Annotated in this window: 21 protein-coding genes and 1 riboswitch; of the genes, 4 read left to right on the top strand and 17 right to left on the bottom strand. The window is 34.4% G+C overall.

Annotation, left to right across the window (positions count from 1 at the left end):
* Positions 1 to 58: 58 nt before the first annotated feature.
* The 3 genes from NST10_RS13115 to csoR all read right to left on the bottom strand — a co-directional run bounded on the left by NST10_RS13115 (position 59) and on the right by csoR (position 838).
* Positions 59 to 196, bottom strand: coding sequence for an Lmo0850 family protein (locus tag NST10_RS13115; protein WP_000828354.1), 138 nt, complete (start codon positions 194 to 196; stop codon positions 59 to 61).
* Between the two features lie 127 nt (positions 197 to 323).
* Positions 324 to 533: a heavy metal-associated domain-containing protein gene (locus NST10_RS13110; RefSeq protein ID WP_000581791.1), complete on the bottom strand. Its 210-nt coding sequence runs from the start codon at positions 531 to 533 to the stop codon at positions 324 to 326.
* Positions 534 to 544: 11 nt separating this feature from the next.
* Positions 545 to 838, bottom strand: coding sequence for a copper-sensing transcriptional repressor CsoR (gene csoR, locus NST10_RS13105; protein ID WP_339210306.1), 294 nt, complete (start codon positions 836 to 838; stop codon positions 545 to 547).
* A 165-nt stretch (positions 839 to 1,003) separates the two neighbouring features.
* Here csoR and cls point away from each other — a divergent pair, with 165 nt between their 5' ends.
* From cls to NST10_RS13090, 3 genes are all read left to right on the top strand, one after another.
* On the top strand, positions 1,004 to 2,488 hold the full coding sequence (gene cls / locus NST10_RS13100) for a cardiolipin synthase (RefSeq protein WP_000571560.1): 1,485 nt from the start codon (positions 1,004 to 1,006) through the stop codon (positions 2,486 to 2,488).
* 27 nt (positions 2,489 to 2,515) lie between these two features.
* Positions 2,516 to 3,163 carry an HD domain-containing protein gene (locus tag NST10_RS13095; protein ID WP_001187612.1) on the top strand — a complete coding sequence of 216 codons (648 nt, stop codon included), beginning with the start codon at positions 2,516 to 2,518 and terminating at the stop codon, positions 3,161 to 3,163.
* A 156-nt stretch (positions 3,164 to 3,319) separates the two neighbouring features.
* Positions 3,320 to 3,619: a hypothetical protein gene (locus NST10_RS13090; protein WP_001793952.1), complete on the top strand. Its 300-nt coding sequence runs from the start codon at positions 3,320 to 3,322 to the stop codon at positions 3,617 to 3,619.
* Positions 3,620 to 3,775: 156 nt separating this feature from the next.
* On the opposite strand, the gene yidC is transcribed toward NST10_RS13090, so the two are convergent.
* From yidC to NST10_RS13055, 7 genes are all read right to left on the bottom strand, one after another.
* The gene (gene yidC, locus NST10_RS13085; RefSeq protein ID WP_000725802.1) at positions 3,776 to 4,648 is read right to left on the bottom strand and encodes a membrane protein insertase YidC; all 873 of its coding nucleotides are present in this window, start codon (positions 4,646 to 4,648) and stop codon (positions 3,776 to 3,778) included.
* 85 nt (positions 4,649 to 4,733) lie between these two features.
* Positions 4,734 to 5,375, bottom strand: a complete 642-nt coding sequence (gene thiE / locus NST10_RS13080; RefSeq protein ID WP_000483150.1) for a thiamine phosphate synthase — start codon at positions 5,373 to 5,375, stop codon at positions 4,734 to 4,736.
* A 1-nt stretch (position 5,376) separates the two neighbouring features.
* A complete protein-coding gene (thiM, locus tag NST10_RS13075; RefSeq protein WP_001108496.1) occupies positions 5,377 to 6,168 on the bottom strand; it encodes a hydroxyethylthiazole kinase in 792 nt (263 codons plus the stop codon).
* A complete protein-coding gene (gene thiD / locus NST10_RS13070; protein ID WP_000594963.1) occupies positions 6,152 to 6,982 on the bottom strand; it encodes a bifunctional hydroxymethylpyrimidine kinase/phosphomethylpyrimidine kinase in 831 nt (276 codons plus the stop codon). Before thiD ends, thiM begins: the two co-directional genes overlap by 17 nt.
* Positions 6,975 to 7,664, bottom strand: coding sequence for a thiaminase II (gene tenA, locus NST10_RS13065; protein WP_000396068.1), 690 nt, complete (start codon positions 7,662 to 7,664; stop codon positions 6,975 to 6,977). Before tenA ends, thiD begins: the two co-directional genes overlap by 8 nt.
* 79 nt (positions 7,665 to 7,743) lie before the next feature.
* A riboswitch (TPP riboswitch) is annotated at positions 7,744 to 7,846 on the bottom strand.
* A gap of 342 nt (positions 7,847 to 8,188) precedes the next feature.
* A complete protein-coding gene (gene sceD / locus NST10_RS13060; protein ID WP_000752015.1) occupies positions 8,189 to 8,884 on the bottom strand; it encodes a lytic transglycosylase SceD in 696 nt (231 codons plus the stop codon).
* A 388-nt stretch (positions 8,885 to 9,272) separates the two neighbouring features.
* Positions 9,273 to 9,668, bottom strand: coding sequence for a single-stranded DNA-binding protein (locus NST10_RS13055; RefSeq protein WP_000932696.1), 396 nt, complete (start codon positions 9,666 to 9,668; stop codon positions 9,273 to 9,275).
* Between the two features lie 193 nt (positions 9,669 to 9,861).
* Between NST10_RS13055 and NST10_RS13050 the strand changes: the two genes are divergently transcribed.
* Positions 9,862 to 10,302: a YwpF-like family protein gene (locus NST10_RS13050; RefSeq protein WP_000846746.1), complete on the top strand. Its 441-nt coding sequence runs from the start codon at positions 9,862 to 9,864 to the stop codon at positions 10,300 to 10,302.
* Between the two features lie 56 nt (positions 10,303 to 10,358).
* On the opposite strand, the gene fabZ is transcribed toward NST10_RS13050, so the two are convergent.
* The 7 genes from fabZ to atpA form a co-directional block, all read right to left on the bottom strand.
* The gene (gene fabZ, locus NST10_RS13045) at positions 10,359 to 10,799 is read right to left on the bottom strand and encodes a 3-hydroxyacyl-ACP dehydratase FabZ (protein ID WP_000447678.1); all 441 of its coding nucleotides are present in this window, start codon (positions 10,797 to 10,799) and stop codon (positions 10,359 to 10,361) included.
* A 33-nt stretch (positions 10,800 to 10,832) separates the two neighbouring features.
* A complete protein-coding gene (murA, locus tag NST10_RS13040; protein ID WP_000358009.1) occupies positions 10,833 to 12,098 on the bottom strand; it encodes a UDP-N-acetylglucosamine 1-carboxyvinyltransferase in 1,266 nt (421 codons plus the stop codon).
* Positions 12,099 to 12,208: 110 nt separating this feature from the next.
* A complete protein-coding gene (locus NST10_RS13035; protein ID WP_000384523.1) occupies positions 12,209 to 12,442 on the bottom strand; it encodes a DUF1146 family protein in 234 nt (77 codons plus the stop codon).
* A gap of 762 nt (positions 12,443 to 13,204) precedes the next feature.
* Positions 13,205 to 13,609, bottom strand: coding sequence for a F0F1 ATP synthase subunit epsilon (locus tag NST10_RS13030; protein WP_001094394.1), 405 nt, complete (start codon positions 13,607 to 13,609; stop codon positions 13,205 to 13,207).
* Between the two features lie 19 nt (positions 13,610 to 13,628).
* On the bottom strand, positions 13,629 to 15,041 hold the full coding sequence (gene atpD / locus NST10_RS13025) for a F0F1 ATP synthase subunit beta (RefSeq protein ID WP_000511135.1): 1,413 nt from the start codon (positions 15,039 to 15,041) through the stop codon (positions 13,629 to 13,631).
* A 21-nt stretch (positions 15,042 to 15,062) separates the two neighbouring features.
* A complete protein-coding gene (gene atpG / locus NST10_RS13020; protein ID WP_000157603.1) occupies positions 15,063 to 15,929 on the bottom strand; it encodes an ATP synthase F1 subunit gamma in 867 nt (288 codons plus the stop codon).
* 30 nt (positions 15,930 to 15,959) lie between these two features.
* A complete protein-coding gene (gene atpA / locus NST10_RS13015) occupies positions 15,960 to 17,468 on the bottom strand; it encodes a F0F1 ATP synthase subunit alpha (protein ID WP_000974881.1) in 1,509 nt (502 codons plus the stop codon).
* Positions 17,469 to 17,480 lie beyond the last annotated feature (12 nt).

The following is a 17,480-nucleotide window of genomic DNA, read 5'->3' as shown; positions in this document are numbered from 1 at the left end:
CTATCATCGAATAGTCCGACGATAGCTTTAACGGTGTGTGATTCACAATCACAGTCAATTATTTTAATTCGTGACTTACTTTATTAGATGCTGGCAAAGTATTAATAATGTCTAAACGAGATTTAGTTTTTTTAATATTCACACCTAATGATGACAATAGTTTGACTACATTTTGAATCTTTTCAGGACGTTTCATTATTATCACCTCGTTTGGATCGCTTTCAATATTATCTTACCCTATTCGACATACCTTTACTACATCATTTACAAAATTTTTAATTTATTTTCAAAATTAAAATCTATAGCGCACTCTACATTATACCCTAAAATACAATTTTGTATCCTTCATCATAGATTTCTTTTTCAATACTATTCAAATTTGCTGGTGTCTCATACGCTACAGTTACCTGACCGTCTATTATATTAATAATCACTTGATGAACACCTATCATATTTGAAATGCGTTCTGTCAATTGACTTACTTGTTCTTCTGTTTCAATTCCCGCTGTGTAAATCGTATTTTGATGTATCATCTTAAACTCCTTTAGTCTTTAATCAATTTTTGAAAAGTCACTAATAACTCTTCCATTGCCTCTTCCTGAGCACCTTGATTAACTTTATTCATAATACAACTTTTCATATGTTGTTCTAATAACTTTGTCGCAACACTGTTTAACGCCGAACGTGTCGCTCTTATTTGCGTAAGGACATCATCACAATAGACATCTTCTTCAATCATGCGATTAATCGCTCTCACTCGTCCTTCAATTCGATTTAAACGTGATTTAAGATTCGTTTTTATTTGTTCAGAATGATGTGCATTATCTTGTTCAGTCATAGCATTCACTCCTTCATTTACATTCCTTACTATACTATATCCCATAAAACACAACGTCAACACAAAGTGTGTTTTTCAAACTAAATTGTCATGATATTTAAATTGCTTCATGATACAATTAATAAGATATACTACTCGTTTAAGATTTTCGATGGGAGGTTTCAAATGATAGAGTTATTATCCATTGCACTCAAGCATTCTAATATTATTTTAAATTCCATATTTATTGGTGCATTTATTTTAAACTTATTATTCGCCTTTACCATTATTTTCATGGAAAGACGTTCTGCCAATTCTATCTGGGCTTGGTTACTAGTCTTAGTTTTCTTGCCTTTATTCGGCTTCATTTTATACTTACTATTAGGACGACAAATTCAACGCGACCAAATTTTCAAAATTGATAAGGAAGATAAAAAAGGATTAGAGTTAATCGTTGATGAGCAATTAGCCGCTTTAAAAAATGAAAACTTTTCAAATTCCAATTATCAAATTGTAAAATTTAAAGAAATGATTCAAATGTTGTTATATAATAACGCAGCATTTTTAACAACAGACAACGATTTAAAAGTATACACAGACGGCCAAGAAAAATTTGATGACTTAATACAAGACATCCGTAATGCTACTGATTATATTCATTTTCAGTACTATATTATTCAAAATGATGAATTAGGTCGTACCATTTTAAATGAACTTGGAAAAAAAGCGGAACAAGGTGTAGAAGTTAAAATTCTTTATGATGACATGGGTTCTCGTGGACTGCGTAAAAAAGGCTTACACCCGTTTCGCAATAAAGGTGGACATGCTGAAGCATTTTTCCCATCAAAATTACCTTTAATTAACTTGCGTATGAACAATCGAAACCATCGAAAAATTGTTGTAATAGATGGACAAATTGGATATGTTGGTGGTTTTAATGTTGGTGATGAGTACTTAGGTAAATCAAAAAAATTCGGCTATTGGCGAGATACGCATTTACGAATTGTCGGGGATGCAGTGAATGCATTGCAATTACGATTTATTCTAGATTGGAATTCACAAGCCACACGTGACCACATCTCCTATGATGATCGTTATTTCCCAGATGTAAATTCTGGCGGAACGATTGGCGTACAAATAGCTTCTAGTGGTCCTGACGAAGAATGGGAACAGATTAAATATGGTTACTTGAAAATGATTTCATCTGCTAAAAAATCGATTTATATTCAATCTCCCTATTTCATACCTGATCAAGCCTTTTTAGATTCTATTAAAATTGCGGCATTAGGTGGTGTTGATGTCAATATCATGATTCCTAATAAACCTGACCATCCGTTTGTTTTTTGGGCTACTTTAAAAAATGCAGCATCCTTATTAGATGCCGGTGTTAAAGTATTTCACTACGACAATGGCTTTTTACACTCAAAAACACTTGTTATAGATGATGAAATTGCAAGTGTTGGAACAGCTAATATGGACCATCGCAGTTTCACGTTGAATTTCGAAGTCAACGCCTTTATTTATGACCAACAAATTGCCAAAAAATTAAAACAAGCTTTTATAGATGATTTAGCAGTATCTTCTGAATTAACAAAAGCACGTTATGCTAAGCGAAGTCTTTGGATTAAATTTAAAGAAGGTATTTCACAATTATTGTCACCTATCTTATAAAATAGAAATATGAGGAGTGTAACTTTAATGCAACAATCAGACATCATTAGTGCAGCCAAAAAATATATGGAATCTATTCATCAAAATGATTTTACAGGCCATGATATTGCGCATGTATATCGTGTCACTGCTTTAGCTAAATCAATCGCTGAAAATGAAGGTGTTAATGATACTTTAGTCATTGAACTCGCATGTTTACTTCATGATACCGTTGACGAAAAAGTTGTAGATGCTAACAAACAATATGTTGAATTGAAGTCATTTTTATCTTCTTTATCACTATCAACCGAAGATCAAGAGCACATTTTATTTATTATTAATAATATGAGCTATCGCAATGGTAAAAACGATCATGTCACTTTATCTTTAGAAGGTCAAATTGTCAGGGATGCAGATCGTCTTGATGCTATAGGCGCTATAGGTGTTGCACGAACATTTCAATTTGCAGGACACTTTGGTGAACCTATGTGGACAGAACAAATGTCACTAGATAAGATTAATGATGATTTAGTTGAACAGTTGCCACCATCTGCAATTAAACATTTCTTTGAAAAATTACTTAAGTTAGAATCTTTAATGCATACAGATACGGCGAAGATGATTGCTAAAGAACGTCACGACTTTATGATGATGTACTTGAAACAGTTTTTAACGGAATGGAATTATCACGACTAGACATTGGAGTTGTAGTATGATGATGCGATGTAATAGCGTGTTGTTGTGGAAGCTTGGTGTCATGCCATGTTACTTTGATGTGTTGTTGTGGGAGCTTGGTGTTGATGCCATGCTACTTTGATGTGCTAGTACCACGATGCGTCTTGATGTAGTGCTATGATGTGGCGTTGCGGTGTTATGGGTGGCATAGCCCGTGGTATTGATGCCATGCCGTTACAATTCTATGATATGTCGTTGGGACGTTGCAATGTGTATTATGCCGTTGTGACGTTATTATTTCACACTGTTACATGTATTTGTGAATTGCTGTGGAAATGTTGCGACATATACTGCTACACTGATGAATCATTGTGTCAAGATGACATTGCAATGAAGAATAGCAACTCTGTTATTAACCACTTTTTACATGGTGAAATCTCGTTAATATTATTTCAAATAAAAACAGCAGTAGGATGACTTTCACATTTGAAATCATCTTAGTGCTGTTTCTATTTATCACATATTGTATAATGTGACACTAAGTTTCGCTATTGAAGCGAAAAATAATGTGCTCCCTATAAAGTTAAAATTATCTTCAACTTTTAGGGGGCACATTATTTGGACTTGCTAAGGTTATTTCTTTTTCTTTTTAGACACTACTTGTGTGTTTTTGCCTTTTTTATTGCTGCCGCCGTTGTGCTCTCTTTCATACGCTTCAATGAAAGGCTGTACTTCTTTTTTAGCGACTTTTTCATAATAAATGTTCGCAAAGTGTGTTTGAACTACAAGGAACGCCGCGCTGACTGACCAGTACAAACCAAGTGCTGATGCTGAGCTTAATGAAATCCAGATAATCATAATTGGTGAAATGACCATCATCATGTAACCCATTTGACGTTGTTCGTCTGGCATCGTTTTACTTGATACATATGCTTGGATAAAGTATAAAACACCGGCAATAATTGTAATCCAAATATCAGGACGTCCTAAATCGAACCATAAGAAGTGTGGATATTTAAACAAACCATCTACAAGTTGGTCTTTAAGTACAAAGTATAATCCCATGATGATTGGCAATTGGATTAGCATTGGTAAACAACCCAACATACTCTTAATCGGGTTCATGTCATACTTTTTATATACTTGCATTAATTCTTGGTTTGCAGCCATTTTTTCTTCTTGTGTACGCGCACGCTTCACTTTTTCTTGAATTTTCTCAACTTCTGGCTTTGCAACTTTCATTTTTTGACGCATCATATGACTATTTTTATAGTTTGACAACATGAATGGTAATAAAATAATACGAATTACCAATACAAGAATAATAATAGCTAAACCATAATTGTCGTTTAATAAGTTATTTCCCAACCAATCCAATACATTTTTCATTGGATCTACGAATGTATTGTAGAAAAACCCACTACGTTTTTCAGGTTTAGAATAGTCACAACCAGCCAAAAAGACCATAATACCTAAAAATAATGGTAGTAACGCTTTTTTCTTCATTTTTCCACCTCTATCATTATATTCACATAGGATTTATTCTATCACATTAATGAGTACGTATGAAACAATAAGTGGAAAAATTTAACTAATTATTAAAAAAATCTTTGAATCGATTAACAGTCTTTTCAATATTTTCACTTTTAGAAATGGCTGAAATGACTGAAATTCCATTGGCACCTGCTTCTACAATCGGCGCCACGTTACTAGTATTTATACCGCCAATGGCTACAATCGGTAGTTGCGGATTCATTTCTTTAAATGTTGCAATCATTTCTGGACCTACTGGTGTATGCGCGTCATGCTTCGACGGCGTAGGATAGATTGGTCCAACACCTATATAATCAACATGAGTTAAATCAGATTTTGCATACTCATCTAAATCACTAATACTAAATCCAATAATTTTATCAGTGAAATATTGTGCTATCTCTTTGACTTTCGCATCATCTTGACCGACATGTATACCATCCGCGTTAATTTCTTTTGCCAAGGATACATCATCATTAACGATAAAAGGCACATCATATTGATGACAGAGATGCTGTAATTCTTTAGCTAATACAAGTTTATCGTTTCCTTTTAAAGCTGATTCACCCTTTTCTCGAAATTGGAAAAGTGTAATCCCTGCCTTTAATGCTGCTTCTAATACTTCATGAATAGTTCGATGACTCGGAACATCGGAGGTTCCACAAATAAAATACACATTTAGATACGATTGGTTAAACATATTATTCCACCTCTTGAATGCGAATCCGTTGTTGATAGGTTGTTTCATTTAAATGATATAACGTATCAAGCAACAATGGTGAAAACGTACCAGGACCACCACAATTTTCATTTTCAGCAGCTACCTCAGCAGCAATATTAAATACGCTTACCGCTTCAATTAACGCTTCTATGTCTGGTTCTGTTTCTCTAAATAAAAATCCAGCAATAATGCCTCCTAATAAACAACCAGCTCCAGTTACTCGTGCTAATAATGGAGATCCATTAGCTAATACGATTGCTTTATCACCTTGAACAATAACGTCCTCTTTACCTGTGATTACTATTGCAGTTTTATATATTGCGTAAGCCTTTTTCGCTATTGTAACCGCATCAAGATTAGCATCACTATCTGTACCTTTCATAGTTGCTGTATCATCAATCAACGCTAATATTTCAGATGCATTGCCTTTAATTACTGATACTTTCGCTGATTTCAATAATAATTTACAAAATTGCTTTCGATATGTAGAAGCACCAACAGCTACAGGGTCAAATACAATAGGTAAGCCTGCCTCATTTGCCGTTTGAGCAATCGCAATAATATCTTGTTCATTTTGGGCTGTTAAAGTACCGATATTGATTAATAGCGCTTGTGCAACTTTGTAAAATTCTTCAGCTTCTTCGGGAGCTTCACTCATTGCAGGGCTCGCACCAATACTTAATAAACCATTCGCTGTAAAATTTTTAACTACATCGTTTGTATAACAAATTGTTAATGGGTTTTCAATACGTATGTTATTTAGATAATTCATCGTCTAATCCCTCTTTCTTTAAATATGCAAAATGATTCACTGGACCTCTACCACGGCCGATTTCAGGCGTATATTGTATACTCATTGAAATAAACTTTTTAGCCTTGTGTACAGCCTCAAATAATGGTCTACCTTTTGCAAGTTCTGCCGTTATAACTGCTGAAAATGTACACCCTGTTCCATGCGTATGTTTTGTTTTAAATCGTTCATTTTCAAATGTTTGAACACCTTCTTTAGTAAATAAATAATCTTTTGCTATATCAGCATCATTTGAATGACCGCCTTTAATGATGACACCTTTACTACCAATCTCATTAATAAAGATGCGGCCAGCCTGCATAATTTTTTCTTCACTATCAATGGTTAGTCCCGTTATTTCTTCAGCTTCTGGTAAATTCGGTGTTACTACATCAGCTAATGGCAATAACGTATGTTGCAAGTTTTGCTTTGTGTTATTATCCATTAATGAATCACCGCTTTTCGCCAACATAACAGGATCAATTACATACGGAATAGATTCATGTTGCATTAAATAATGACGAATCGTTTCCATAGTATCTGCTGTAGCAATCATCCCCGTTTTAATAGCATGCGGTAAGGTATCATTGAAGACACTATCAAGTTGTTCATCTACCCATTGATGATTTAAATTATGAATATGTTGTACGCCCAATGTATTTTGAGCAACAATACTTGTAACGACGCCCATACCATATACACCACATGAATGAAATGATTTTAAATCAGCCATTACGCCGGCACCACCTGTTGGATCAGTACCTGCAATGGTTAATGCTATTTTAGGTTTAATCATTTACTTTTCCTCCAAATTCCCATTGTTCTAGTGTCATAGCCATATTGAAAAATCGACGCTCATGTATGCAACTTTCTAAAAATACTTGCTTTACTTGTTCCAATTCCTTGTCAGACATTGATTCGGCTAATTTATTCATTAATGACTCAAATACGTTAATTATGTCATCCATTTCAGTACTATAAAAATCAAACCATTTTGCCGTATCTTTTTCTCTATTAAGCTTATGATCACTTTGAGAGCGCTTAGCTAATTCTGCATAAATATATGGACAAGGTGCCATTGCAGCAATTGTATAAATAGCATTTTCACGACTATGCGCTTGGAAATACATATGTTTTATGTAATGGTCGCCACTTGGAGGCCAAACTTTTGTTTTAATGATTTCTTCGTATGATTCACCAACAATTTGCGCTAAAATATCATGCGCAAGTACTTCACCTTCAACCATAAATTCTATTTGCTCTACTAAAAATTTTACGTCATTCATGCTATTCATTTTTGGAATTAACAAAGCATATAAGTTTGTAAATTCTTTTAAATAAGCTGCATCAGCTTGTAAATAATGACGTAATGCATCAGCTTGTATATTGCCTAATAACATTTTTTGAATAAAGTCATCCTCATAAATATCATTAATGATTGGCTTTGCAGCTTGGTACAATTTTTGTGAAAATTCCATTGTAAAAAATCCTCCCTAAATAAAAAAACTACTTCCAACATGAAAGTAGTTTGATGGCAATGTTGCTATACTAGCCCCATCACTTCAATAACTACTTTCCTACGTTGGTACTAACCAAATCAGGTCATAAGGGTCTGAACAGTTCATCTCAGCCATATCATTAGGCTCCCCTAGTAGTTCCTTAGTATTCAATTGCAAATTAATCTTAGCAAACGGTTTCAACATTTTCAATTATTGTTGCTCAGTTGGGAGTGGGACAGAAATGATTTTTTCGCAAAATTTATTTCGTCGTCCCACCCCGGCAAGGTTGACTAGAATTGAAAAAAGCTTGTTACAAGCGCATTTTCGTTCAGTCAACTACTGCCAATATAACTTCGTAGAGCATAGAACATTGATTTATGTCCCAGCCTGTACAATTATATATATTTGCGAAATAAAAAAGACCGGAACATATCGAGAATTCCCCGATATATTCCAATCTAAAAGTTACTTATATAACTATTGGTTAGCTATGCATAAATGGCTTATGCAGTAACCCAATGTCCAGCGCCACCAGTGTTATATAGTTTTACTGCTGCGGCATCTTGAACACTTTCAGGAGCATTTGCTGGTGATACACCTTTATATTTAGCAGGTGCTACTGAATCCCAAGTTGATTGTAAGAATTGATACTTACCAGCTGCACCTGATGTTGGATTTACAGCATGAATATTGCCACCTGATTCACGTTGAGCAATTTGTTTTAGATGATCATTCACATTTACTGATGAACCTTCTGATGCTTTTGATTCAGTTGGTGTTGCAGTAACTTGTGAATTGTTTGATGTTGATGCTTGTGGTTGTTGAGTTTGAGCATTTTGTGGTGCTTCAACTTCTTGTGATTGTACTTGATTAGATTGATCAGCTGATGGTGCAACATTATTAGTTGCAGGTGCTTGTGCACTCATGTCTGCTCCATTAGCACCTGTTGCATGGTAATTCCAAGCAAAGTGTGTACCATCTGATTCAAAGTGATAAGTAAACCCTTCATAGTCAAATGTATAATTATAAGCGCCAGCTTCAATTGGTTTTTGATTTAATGTTTGATCATTTGATTGCGCCATTTGCGCTAAAGATGCTTTATTTAAGTCCGCTTCACTTGCTTGGGCTTCGTGACCTGCATTTCCTGCTACGATTCCTAAACCTACTGCTAATGATGATGCGAGTAATGTTTTCTTCATAATCTTAAAATCCTCCTACAAGTAATTTGTTTCTCTAAAAGTTTTACAGAGACTACTGTAACATCTGTAAAATCCGTGCAGGTTACAACAAAATAAAAAAATAGCCTTGTTTTTTACACAGTGATTACAACGGAATCCTCCATAATTTCAGATATGATTCTATCGAGAATTGTCATGACAGTAAAAATGTTTTTAATTTGCAATTTTTTATGTAATCGTTTTGCAATCTATGTCTATTTTCTATTAGAAAAACTACACAAAAAGACGACCTACACAACAGTACTAGTCATGTAAGTCGTTTTTAAGTGAGTATATTTCAAGTTAATTAGATCTATAAAAAATTTAGGATGGATTAAATGTATATTAAGGATGTTTAGGATAATTGGATTTAAATTTCTAATAAGTCATGATTATCTATATTTTGAGAGTCAATATCTAAAATACTATCTGAGAGAATTTCATTATTTTGGGATTTAGGGGACATAAATTTTATTGTTTCAACATATAATTCAGTGACAAAGTGTGTTTGTCCGTCTTTATCATACTTTCTTGATCTCATTTGACCAGTTATACCAACCAATGTACCTTGATTAGTGTATCTTTCTATATTAGAAGCTAACTTGCCAAATGCTTTACAGAATAAGTAATCACAGACGATTTCTCCATTTTCATCTTTATAATTTCGGTGCGTTGCAACACAAAACGTTGCAATTTTTCTATCCTCCTTTTCAAATATTTGTGCGTCTTTCGTCAGTCTCCCGACAATTACGATTTTATTTAGCATGTAGTGTGTGATTCACCTCCTATGCCTATATCTTAATTACTAGCTTAAAAATGGTCAAAATGGCAAATTTTATATAATTAATAGCTATAGCATCTCGTTATTTGTTATATTTAAAGAAATTAGTCATGAAATGACCTTAAATCTTCTAAATAATTCAAAAATCATAAATATTAAACTAATGGGATGTGGGAATATGAAAACTTTTAAAGCAGTAAGGTTTCAAATTGTGAATGAACACGGCAGAATTATAGAATATGAATTAGAAGATGGCGTAATAATTAATAAAGAGGAAAGTGGCACGGGTTGGCTGCTTGAAATTGTCATTTCTAATGAGCATTATGAAACATTTAAGGAATATCAAGACAATGAACAGTTATTGGATATTCGTGTCGTCATCACGCGTCCAGCCAATGATCCAGCTTTATTTGAATCTACTGTGAAAAGTATTAAAAATTTTAAAACAACAATGTCTATCGTATTTGAATGTCATATTTACACTTTACGTCAACAGTATGCTGAAAGTTTATTAGAACAACTTATTGATGATGGATTATCTGGTGAAGAATTAAAAAAATCATTTAATCGAATGATGCAGTCTAAACCAAAGTTAAAGGATGAAAAATTAGAAGAGTAAAATAAAAAACATTCAAAGATTATGCCAACACATTAAATCTTTGAATGTTTTTTGTTTTATTTTACATCTTGAATTGCAAATGTAAGTTCACAACTACAAGCAAGTTGACCATCGACAGTAGCTTTAGCATTACCTTTACCGATTGGTCCTTTAATTTTAGTGATTTCTACTTCCAACGTTAAAGTATCACCAGGTACTACTTGACGTTTAAAACGACATTTATCAATACCAGCAAATAAAGCGATTTTACCTTTATTTTCTTCACTATTTAAAATAGCTACCGCACCTGTTTGAGCTAACGCTTCAGTTATTAATACGCCTGGCATTACCGCATACTCAGGAAAATGCCCTTGAAAGAATGGTTCGTTTCCTGATACTTGTTTAATAGCCACGCAACGTTGACCTTCTTCATATTCAACAACTTTATCAATTAATAAAAATGGCTGTCTGTGAGGTATAATTTGTTTAATTTGGTTATAATCAAAAATTGTTTCCATGGTTGAAATCCTCCATTATATTAATTTACTGAATTAATCGTTAATACGTTCAATGTCTGCACCTAATTGCTTCAATTTACCGTGTAAGTCAACATAGCCTCTATCTAGGTGCGTTAATTCAGTAACGCTTGTTTTACCATCAGCAACTAATCCAGCTAAAATTAAGGCTGCTGCTGCTCTTAAATCAGTCGCTTTAACTTGTGCACCTTGCAATTGACTTTTACCTTCAAGTTTAGCACTACGACCTTCTACATTGATATTAGCATTCATACGTTTGAACTCTGCAACATGCATAAAACGATTTTCAAATACAGTTTCAGTTACTACTTTATGTCCGTTTGCTGTTAATAATAATGCCATCATTTGTGACTGCATATCGGTTGGAAAACCAGGATGCGGTAATGTTTTGATGTCAACAGGCTGTAAATCTCCTTCAGCACGTACACGAATACCATCTTCTTGATATTCCAATTCAACGCCCATTTCTTCTAATTTATACACTAAACTAGCCATATGTTCTTTGATTGCACCACGTACAAAAATATCGCCACGAGTAATGGCACCAGCGATCAGTAATGTGCCTGCTTCAATTCTATCTGGAATGATAGCATGTTCTACACCATGTAATGATTCTACACCATTGATTGTAATTGTGTCTGTACCAGCACCAGTAATTCTACCGCCCATTTCATTAATGTAGTTTGCTAAATCAACAATTTCAGGTTCTTTAGCTGCATTTTCAATTAAAGTCTTACCCTTAGCTAATGATGCTGCCATAATAATATTTTGTGTTGCTCCTACACTTGGAAAATCTAAATGAATTGATGTACCTTTTAATCCATCTTTAGCATTAGCATAAATATTACCATTTTCAAGATGAATTTCTGCGCCTAAAGCTTCAAAACCTTTAATGTGTTGCTCAATCGGTCTACTTCCAATTGCACAACCACCAGGCAATGCAACAATAGCATGTCCTAGTCTTGCTAAAAGAGGTCCCATAACTAAAATACTTGCACGCATTTTACTAACATATTCATATGGTGCCTCTTCATTTAGAGTCTTTGTTGCATCAACGACAACAGCATTTTCGTCCTTTTTGTATGTAACGTCAGCATTTAAGGTTGTTAATACATTATTTATTGTTTCTACATCACTTAAAGCTGGAACATTAACTAATTTGCTCGGTTTATCAGAAGCTAATAAAGATGCTGTTAATATAGGTAATACTGCATTTTTAGCACCTTCTACTTTAACTTCACCCGTTAATTTATTTCCACCTTTGATTACTATTTTATCCATCGTAAATCCTCCACTTAGAACTCCTATTACTTTACATTTCCCTATTTTAAAATTATTTTAAGTCATTATTTAATTATATCTAGTTTTGATTACAAATCATAGAGTTAGACTTATTTTATTAAATATTTTACCTGCGTCGAGTATTGTAACAAATCTACAATAAAATTGCTTACTGCAGTGCCTAATAAAATAGCAACAAATATCATACACACTTGTAATTGAGTGGCATATCCTTTTTTAAAAAATTGATCTAATCTAATTGATTGTAAAGCCCAATAGGCAATACAAATACATACAACATGTAACACTAAATGGATAACTGCATATTGTCCGATATAATCCATTTTATCACCTCATAAGATTACTGTATTACATTGTACATGAAAAATTTAAATAATGATACAAAGTTTAATACCCGTTTTTAGTAAAGTTTAAGCTAACTTACTATATAATTCTTTTTACATAAATATCATAACTATAAAGTATCTTGGCATGGAAAAATGTAGCTACTTTCAAAAAAAGAAACGTCGACTGTAGATAGTGGTGAAAGGAAATTTTGATTTTAGCAATCTATTAATGATTGTAAAAAGTAAAACTATTCTTGGGAGTCGAACATAAATCGATGTCTAGACTCTATAGTGTTATATTTGGCAGTAGTTGACGGGGCCCCAACATAAAGAAATACTTTTTCTTTAGAAATTAGTATTTCTTATCAGGCTGGGACATAAATCAATGTTCTATGCTCTACGAAGTTATATTGGCAGTAGTTGACTGAACGAAAATGCGCTTGTAACAAGCTTTTTTCAATTCTAGTCAACCTTGCCGGTGGGGCCCCAACAAAGAGAAATTGTATTCCCAATTTCTAGAGACAATGTAAGTTGGGGTGGGACGACGAAATAAATTTTGCGAAAATATCATTTCTGTCCCACTCCCATTCCTATTTTTAAATACACATTAGCTGTGTTTAATGATAAAGAACCACTACATCATAAATCTTTAATGGTTCTTTATCAATTCCTTCCCCACTCTCATGTTTTGTATCTTTAAATTAATATAATTCAAAAAAGGGTCGAAGATATGAAATCACATCTTCGACCCTTTATTTACTATTTTAATTCAGCCACACGCAAACGGTTATTTGCTCTCTCTAAAGCTCTTTCGGCTCTATGAATATCAGTATTGTCGTCATCATTTTCCAAGTGAGACTCTGCTCTTGCTTTAGCTAATTTAGCTCTTTCAACATCAATTTCTCTTGCAGTTTCTGCAGTCTGAACAATGATTGAAACTTTATCTTTTCTAACTTCAACAAAGCCATCGCTTACAGCAATATATTCAGTTCCATCGTGAAATTTCACTTTTACAAAGCCTGTTTTTAAAGCAGCTACAGTTGGAATATGTCCACTCATGACACCTATCTCACCAGCTGTTGTTTGCATAACAACGAGTTCAACATTATCACGATTGTAAACAGAACCATTAGGAGTGACAATATCTAGGTTTAATGTATTCATTATCCATTCCTCCTAATTGTTATACTTCAACACCCATATCTTTAGCTTTTGCAATAACATCATCCATGCTACCAACTAAACGGAATGCATCTTCTGGAATATGGTCATATTTACCATCTAAGATATCTTTAAAGTTTGCAACTGTTGTCTTAACAGGTACATAAGAACCTTTTTGACCAGTAAATTGTTCCGCTACGTGGAAGTTTTGAGATAAGAAGAATTGAATTCTACGTGCGCGTTCAACTGTTTGTTTATCTTCATCAGATAATTCGTCCATACCTAAGATAGCAATGATATCTTGTAATTCACGGTATTTTTGAAGTGTTGATTGTACATCACGAGCTACTTCATAATGTTCTTGACCTACAATTGATGGTTCCAATGCTCTTGATGTAGACGCTAATGGATCCACGGCTGGATAAATACCCATTTCAGTTAATTTACGTTCTAAGTTTGTAGTTGCATCTAAATGGGCAAACGCTGTCGCTGGCGCTGGGTCAGTATAGTCATCGGCAGGTACGAATACCGCTTGAATAGAAGTTACTGATCCTTTTGTTGTAGACGTAATACGTTCTTGTAATTGTCCCATTTCAGTAGCAAGTGTTGGTTGGTAACCTACTGCAGAAGGCATACGACCTAATAATGCAGATACCTCAGAACCAGCTTGTGTAAATCTGAAAATGTTATCGATGAATAATAATACGTCTTGACCTTGTTCGTCACGGAAATATTCAGCCATTGTTAAACCAGATAATGCAACACGCATACGTGCACCAGGTGGCTCATTCATTTGCCCGAATACCATGGCTGTTTTCTTAATTACACCACTATCACTCATTTCGAAGTATAAATCGTTACCTTCACGAGTACGTTCACCTACACCGGCGAATACAGAAATACCACCGTGCTCTTGAGCGATGTTGTTAATTAATTCTTGGATTAATACTGTTTTACCTACACCGGCACCACCGAACAATCCGATTTTACCACCTTTAATATAAGGTGCTAGTAAATCTACTACTTTAATACCTGTTTCTAAAATTTGAACTTCTGTTGAAAGTTCATCGAATGCTGGTGCTTGACGATGGATAGGATCGCGGCGAACAGAATCACTAATTTCTTCTTTAAGGTCAATTGTTTCACCTAGTACATTAAATACACGACCTAATGTTTCATCACCAACAGGTACACTAATTTCTTTGCCTGTATCTTTTACATCCATGCCTCTTTGGACACCATCAGTTGAATCCATCGCAATTGTACGAACAACGTCGTCACCTAATTGCAGCGCAACTTCTAATGTTAGTTGTATTGTACCTTCTTCTTTAGGCACATCAATAACCAAGGCGTTATTAATTTTAGGAACTTCGTTATGTTCAAATCGAACATCAATTACAGGACCCATAACTTGAGTTACACGGCCAATTCCCATGCTATTTTCCTCCTTTAAATATTATTCAAGCGCTGCGGAACCACCAACAATTTCAGTAATTTGTTGCGTAATTTCTGCTTGTCTCGCTCTGTTATATTCTAATGATAAGTCATCAATAAGTTCAGTTGCATTATCAGTGGCATTTTTCATCGCAGTCATACGTGTTGCATGCTCACTTGCTTTTGCGTCTAATATTGTTCCGTAAATCAAACTCTCAACATATTGAGGCAAGATTACACTTAAGATAGATTCTTTATCTGGCTCAAATTCATAAGAAGACAAATGACCATGTCCCTTACTAGAATCCTCTTGAGATAATGGTAATACTTGTCTAGATGTAGGCTTGTTTTCAAGAACGCTGACATAATGACTATAGTATATATTTAATTCATCAATTTCTTCTTCACTGTATAAGTCTATAGCATGGTTAGCTAGTGCTTGAACAGATTTGAAAGAAGGTTGATCAGGTACGTCTACTTGAGAATACTCAATGTCATAACCTCTATTTTTTAGGAAATCAACACCTTGTTGCCCTAAAACTACAATACTGTATTCGCTACTATCTTGATGTTTCGCTTCAATATCAGTAATCAATTTTTTAAGCACGTTTGCACTATATGCACCTGCTAAACCTTTATCACTCGTGATAACTAAATATCCACTTCTAGTAATTTTACGAGGTCTTAGCATTGGATGGTTTGTATTGCTACTTGCCCCTGCAACTGCAGTAATTGCATCTTGCATTTTATCCATATATGGTGTGAATTGTTTTGTATTTTTTTCAGCTCTACGAAGTTTTGAACTTGATACCATGTTCATCGCTTTCGTAATCTGCTTCATTTTTTTGGTTGATTTTATTCGAGTATCTATTTCTTTAAGAGAAGCCACTATCTCACCACCTTATACTAAACTTGTTTATTATTCAGATTTGCTAAAGCTTTTTTTGAATTCGTTAATTGCTGTGTCAAACTTCTCAGCATCTGGTAAGCCACCAGTTTCTCTGATTTCATTTAACAGTTCAGTAGCATTTGATTCTGCCCAGTGGTTTAACTCGTCTTCAAAACGTGTGATATCTACAACTGGAATATCATCTAAATATCCTTTTGTTAATGCATAAATAATCAACACTTGGTGTTCAACTGGTAATGGTTTGTTTTGATCTTGTTTTAAGACTTCAACAGTACGTTTACCACGTTCTAATTTACTTGCAGTAAATTCATCAAGGTCTGAACCGAATTGTGCAAATGATTCAAGTTCTCTATATGACGCTAAGTCAAGACGTAACGTACCAGCAACTTTCTTCATTGCTTTAATTTGTGCAGATCCACCAACACGAGATACAGATTGTCCGGCATTAATCGCTGGTCTTACACCTGAGAAGAATAAATCAGATTGTAAGAAGATTTGTCCATCTGTAATTGAAATAACGTTTGTTGGTACATAAGCTGAAATATCACCCGCTTGTGTTTCGATAATTGGTAATGCAGTAATTGAACCGCCACCTAAGTCATCGTTTAATTTTGCTGCTCTTTCTAATAATCTACTATGTAAGTAGAATACGTCACCTGGGTATGCTTCACGACCTGGAGGTCTACGTAATAATAATGATAACTCACGATAAGCTGCTGCTTGTTTAGTTAAATCATCATATACGATTAAAACGTGTTTACCGTTAAACATGAATTCTTCACCCATTGTTACACCTGAATATGGTGCAATATATAATAATGGAGAAGGTTCAGAAGCTGATGCTGCTACAACAATAGTGTAGTCTAAAGCGCCTGCTTGTCTTAACTTTTCAACATTTGCTCTTACTGTTGAATCTTTTTGACCAATAGCAACATAGATACAAATCGTACCTTGATCTTTTTGGTTCAAAATTGTGTCAATTGCAATTGTTGTTTTACCTGTTTGACGGTCACCGATGATTAACTCACGTTGACCTCTACCAATTGGTACTAAAGCATCAATTGCTTTGATACCTGTTTGTAATGGCTCATCTACTGATTTACGATCCATTACACCAGTAGCTTTTTTCTCTACTGGACGTGTTTTAGTTGTGTTAATCGGTCCTTGTCCATCAATAGGTTGTCCTAATGGATTAACAACTCTTCCGATTAGTTCTTCACCTACTGGTACTTCCATGATACGACCAGTACGTTTAACTTCGTCACCTTCAGTAATACCTGTGTATGGTCCTAAAATAACCACACCCACGTTTGACTCTTCAAGGTTTTGGGCTAAACCAAGTACGCCGTTATGGAATTCTACTAGCTCACCAGCCATAACGTCATTTAATCCGTGAATTAATGCAATACCATCACCAATTTGTAATACAGTACCTACATCAGTTACGGACATTTCTGACTCATAATTTTCAATTTGTGAGCGAAGTAATGCACTGATTTCTTCAGCTTTTATGGCCATCTATGTCACTCC

Source organism: Staphylococcus sp. FSL W8-0305 (assembly GCF_037966415.1).
Classification (GTDB): Bacteria; Bacillota; Bacilli; order Staphylococcales; family Staphylococcaceae; genus Staphylococcus; species Staphylococcus aureus.
The sequence above is the reverse complement of the archived record's forward strand: the minus strand, read 5'-3'. Positions and strand labels throughout refer to the sequence as shown.

Excerpts from the sequence above, each read along its gene's own strand:
- NST10_RS13095 (WP_001187612.1), top strand. The coding sequence starts at position 2,516 with ATGCAACAATCAGACATCATTAGTGCAGCCAAAAAATATATGGAATCT.
- atpA (WP_000974881.1), bottom strand. The coding sequence starts at position 17,468 with ATGGCCATAAAAGCTGAAGAAATCAGTGCATTACTTCGCTCACAAATT.
- atpD (WP_000511135.1), bottom strand. The coding sequence starts at position 15,041 with ATGGGAATTGGCCGTGTAACTCAAGTTATGGGTCCTGTAATTGATGTT.
- csoR (WP_339210306.1), bottom strand. The coding sequence starts at position 838 with ATGACTGAACAAGATAATGCACATCATTCTGAACAAATAAAAACGAAT.
- murA (WP_000358009.1), bottom strand. The coding sequence starts at position 12,098 with ATGGATAAAATAGTAATCAAAGGTGGAAATAAATTAACGGGTGAAGTT.
- NST10_RS13050 (WP_000846746.1), top strand. The coding sequence starts at position 9,862 with ATGAAAACTTTTAAAGCAGTAAGGTTTCAAATTGTGAATGAACACGGC.
- NST10_RS13110 (WP_000581791.1), bottom strand. The coding sequence starts at position 533 with ATGATACATCAAAATACGATTTACACAGCGGGAATTGAAACAGAAGAA.
- thiD (WP_000594963.1), bottom strand. The coding sequence starts at position 6,982 with ATGATTAAACCTAAAATAGCATTAACCATTGCAGGTACTGATCCAACA.
- fabZ (WP_000447678.1), bottom strand. The coding sequence starts at position 10,799 with ATGGAAACAATTTTTGATTATAACCAAATTAAACAAATTATACCTCAC.
- thiM (WP_001108496.1), bottom strand. The coding sequence starts at position 6,168 with ATGAATTATCTAAATAACATACGTATTGAAAACCCATTAACAATTTGT.
- sceD (WP_000752015.1), bottom strand. The coding sequence starts at position 8,884 with ATGAAGAAAACATTACTCGCATCATCATTAGCAGTAGGTTTAGGAATC.
- yidC (WP_000725802.1), bottom strand. The coding sequence starts at position 4,648 with ATGAAGAAAAAAGCGTTACTACCATTATTTTTAGGTATTATGGTCTTT.
- NST10_RS13055 (WP_000932696.1), bottom strand. The coding sequence starts at position 9,668 with ATGCTAAATAAAATCGTAATTGTCGGGAGACTGACGAAAGACGCACAA.
- cls (WP_000571560.1), top strand. The coding sequence starts at position 1,004 with ATGATAGAGTTATTATCCATTGCACTCAAGCATTCTAATATTATTTTA.
- NST10_RS13115 (WP_000828354.1), bottom strand. The coding sequence starts at position 196 with ATGAAACGTCCTGAAAAGATTCAAAATGTAGTCAAACTATTGTCATCA.
- thiE (WP_000483150.1), bottom strand. The coding sequence starts at position 5,375 with ATGTTTAACCAATCGTATCTAAATGTGTATTTTATTTGTGGAACCTCC.
- NST10_RS13035 (WP_000384523.1), bottom strand. The coding sequence starts at position 12,442 with ATGGATTATATCGGACAATATGCAGTTATCCATTTAGTGTTACATGTT.
- tenA (WP_000396068.1), bottom strand. The coding sequence starts at position 7,664 with ATGGAATTTTCACAAAAATTGTACCAAGCTGCAAAGCCAATCATTAAT.
- NST10_RS13090 (WP_001793952.1), top strand. The coding sequence starts at position 3,320 with ATGATGTGGCGTTGCGGTGTTATGGGTGGCATAGCCCGTGGTATTGAT.
- NST10_RS13030 (WP_001094394.1), bottom strand. The coding sequence starts at position 13,609 with ATGAATACATTAAACCTAGATATTGTCACTCCTAATGGTTCTGTTTAC.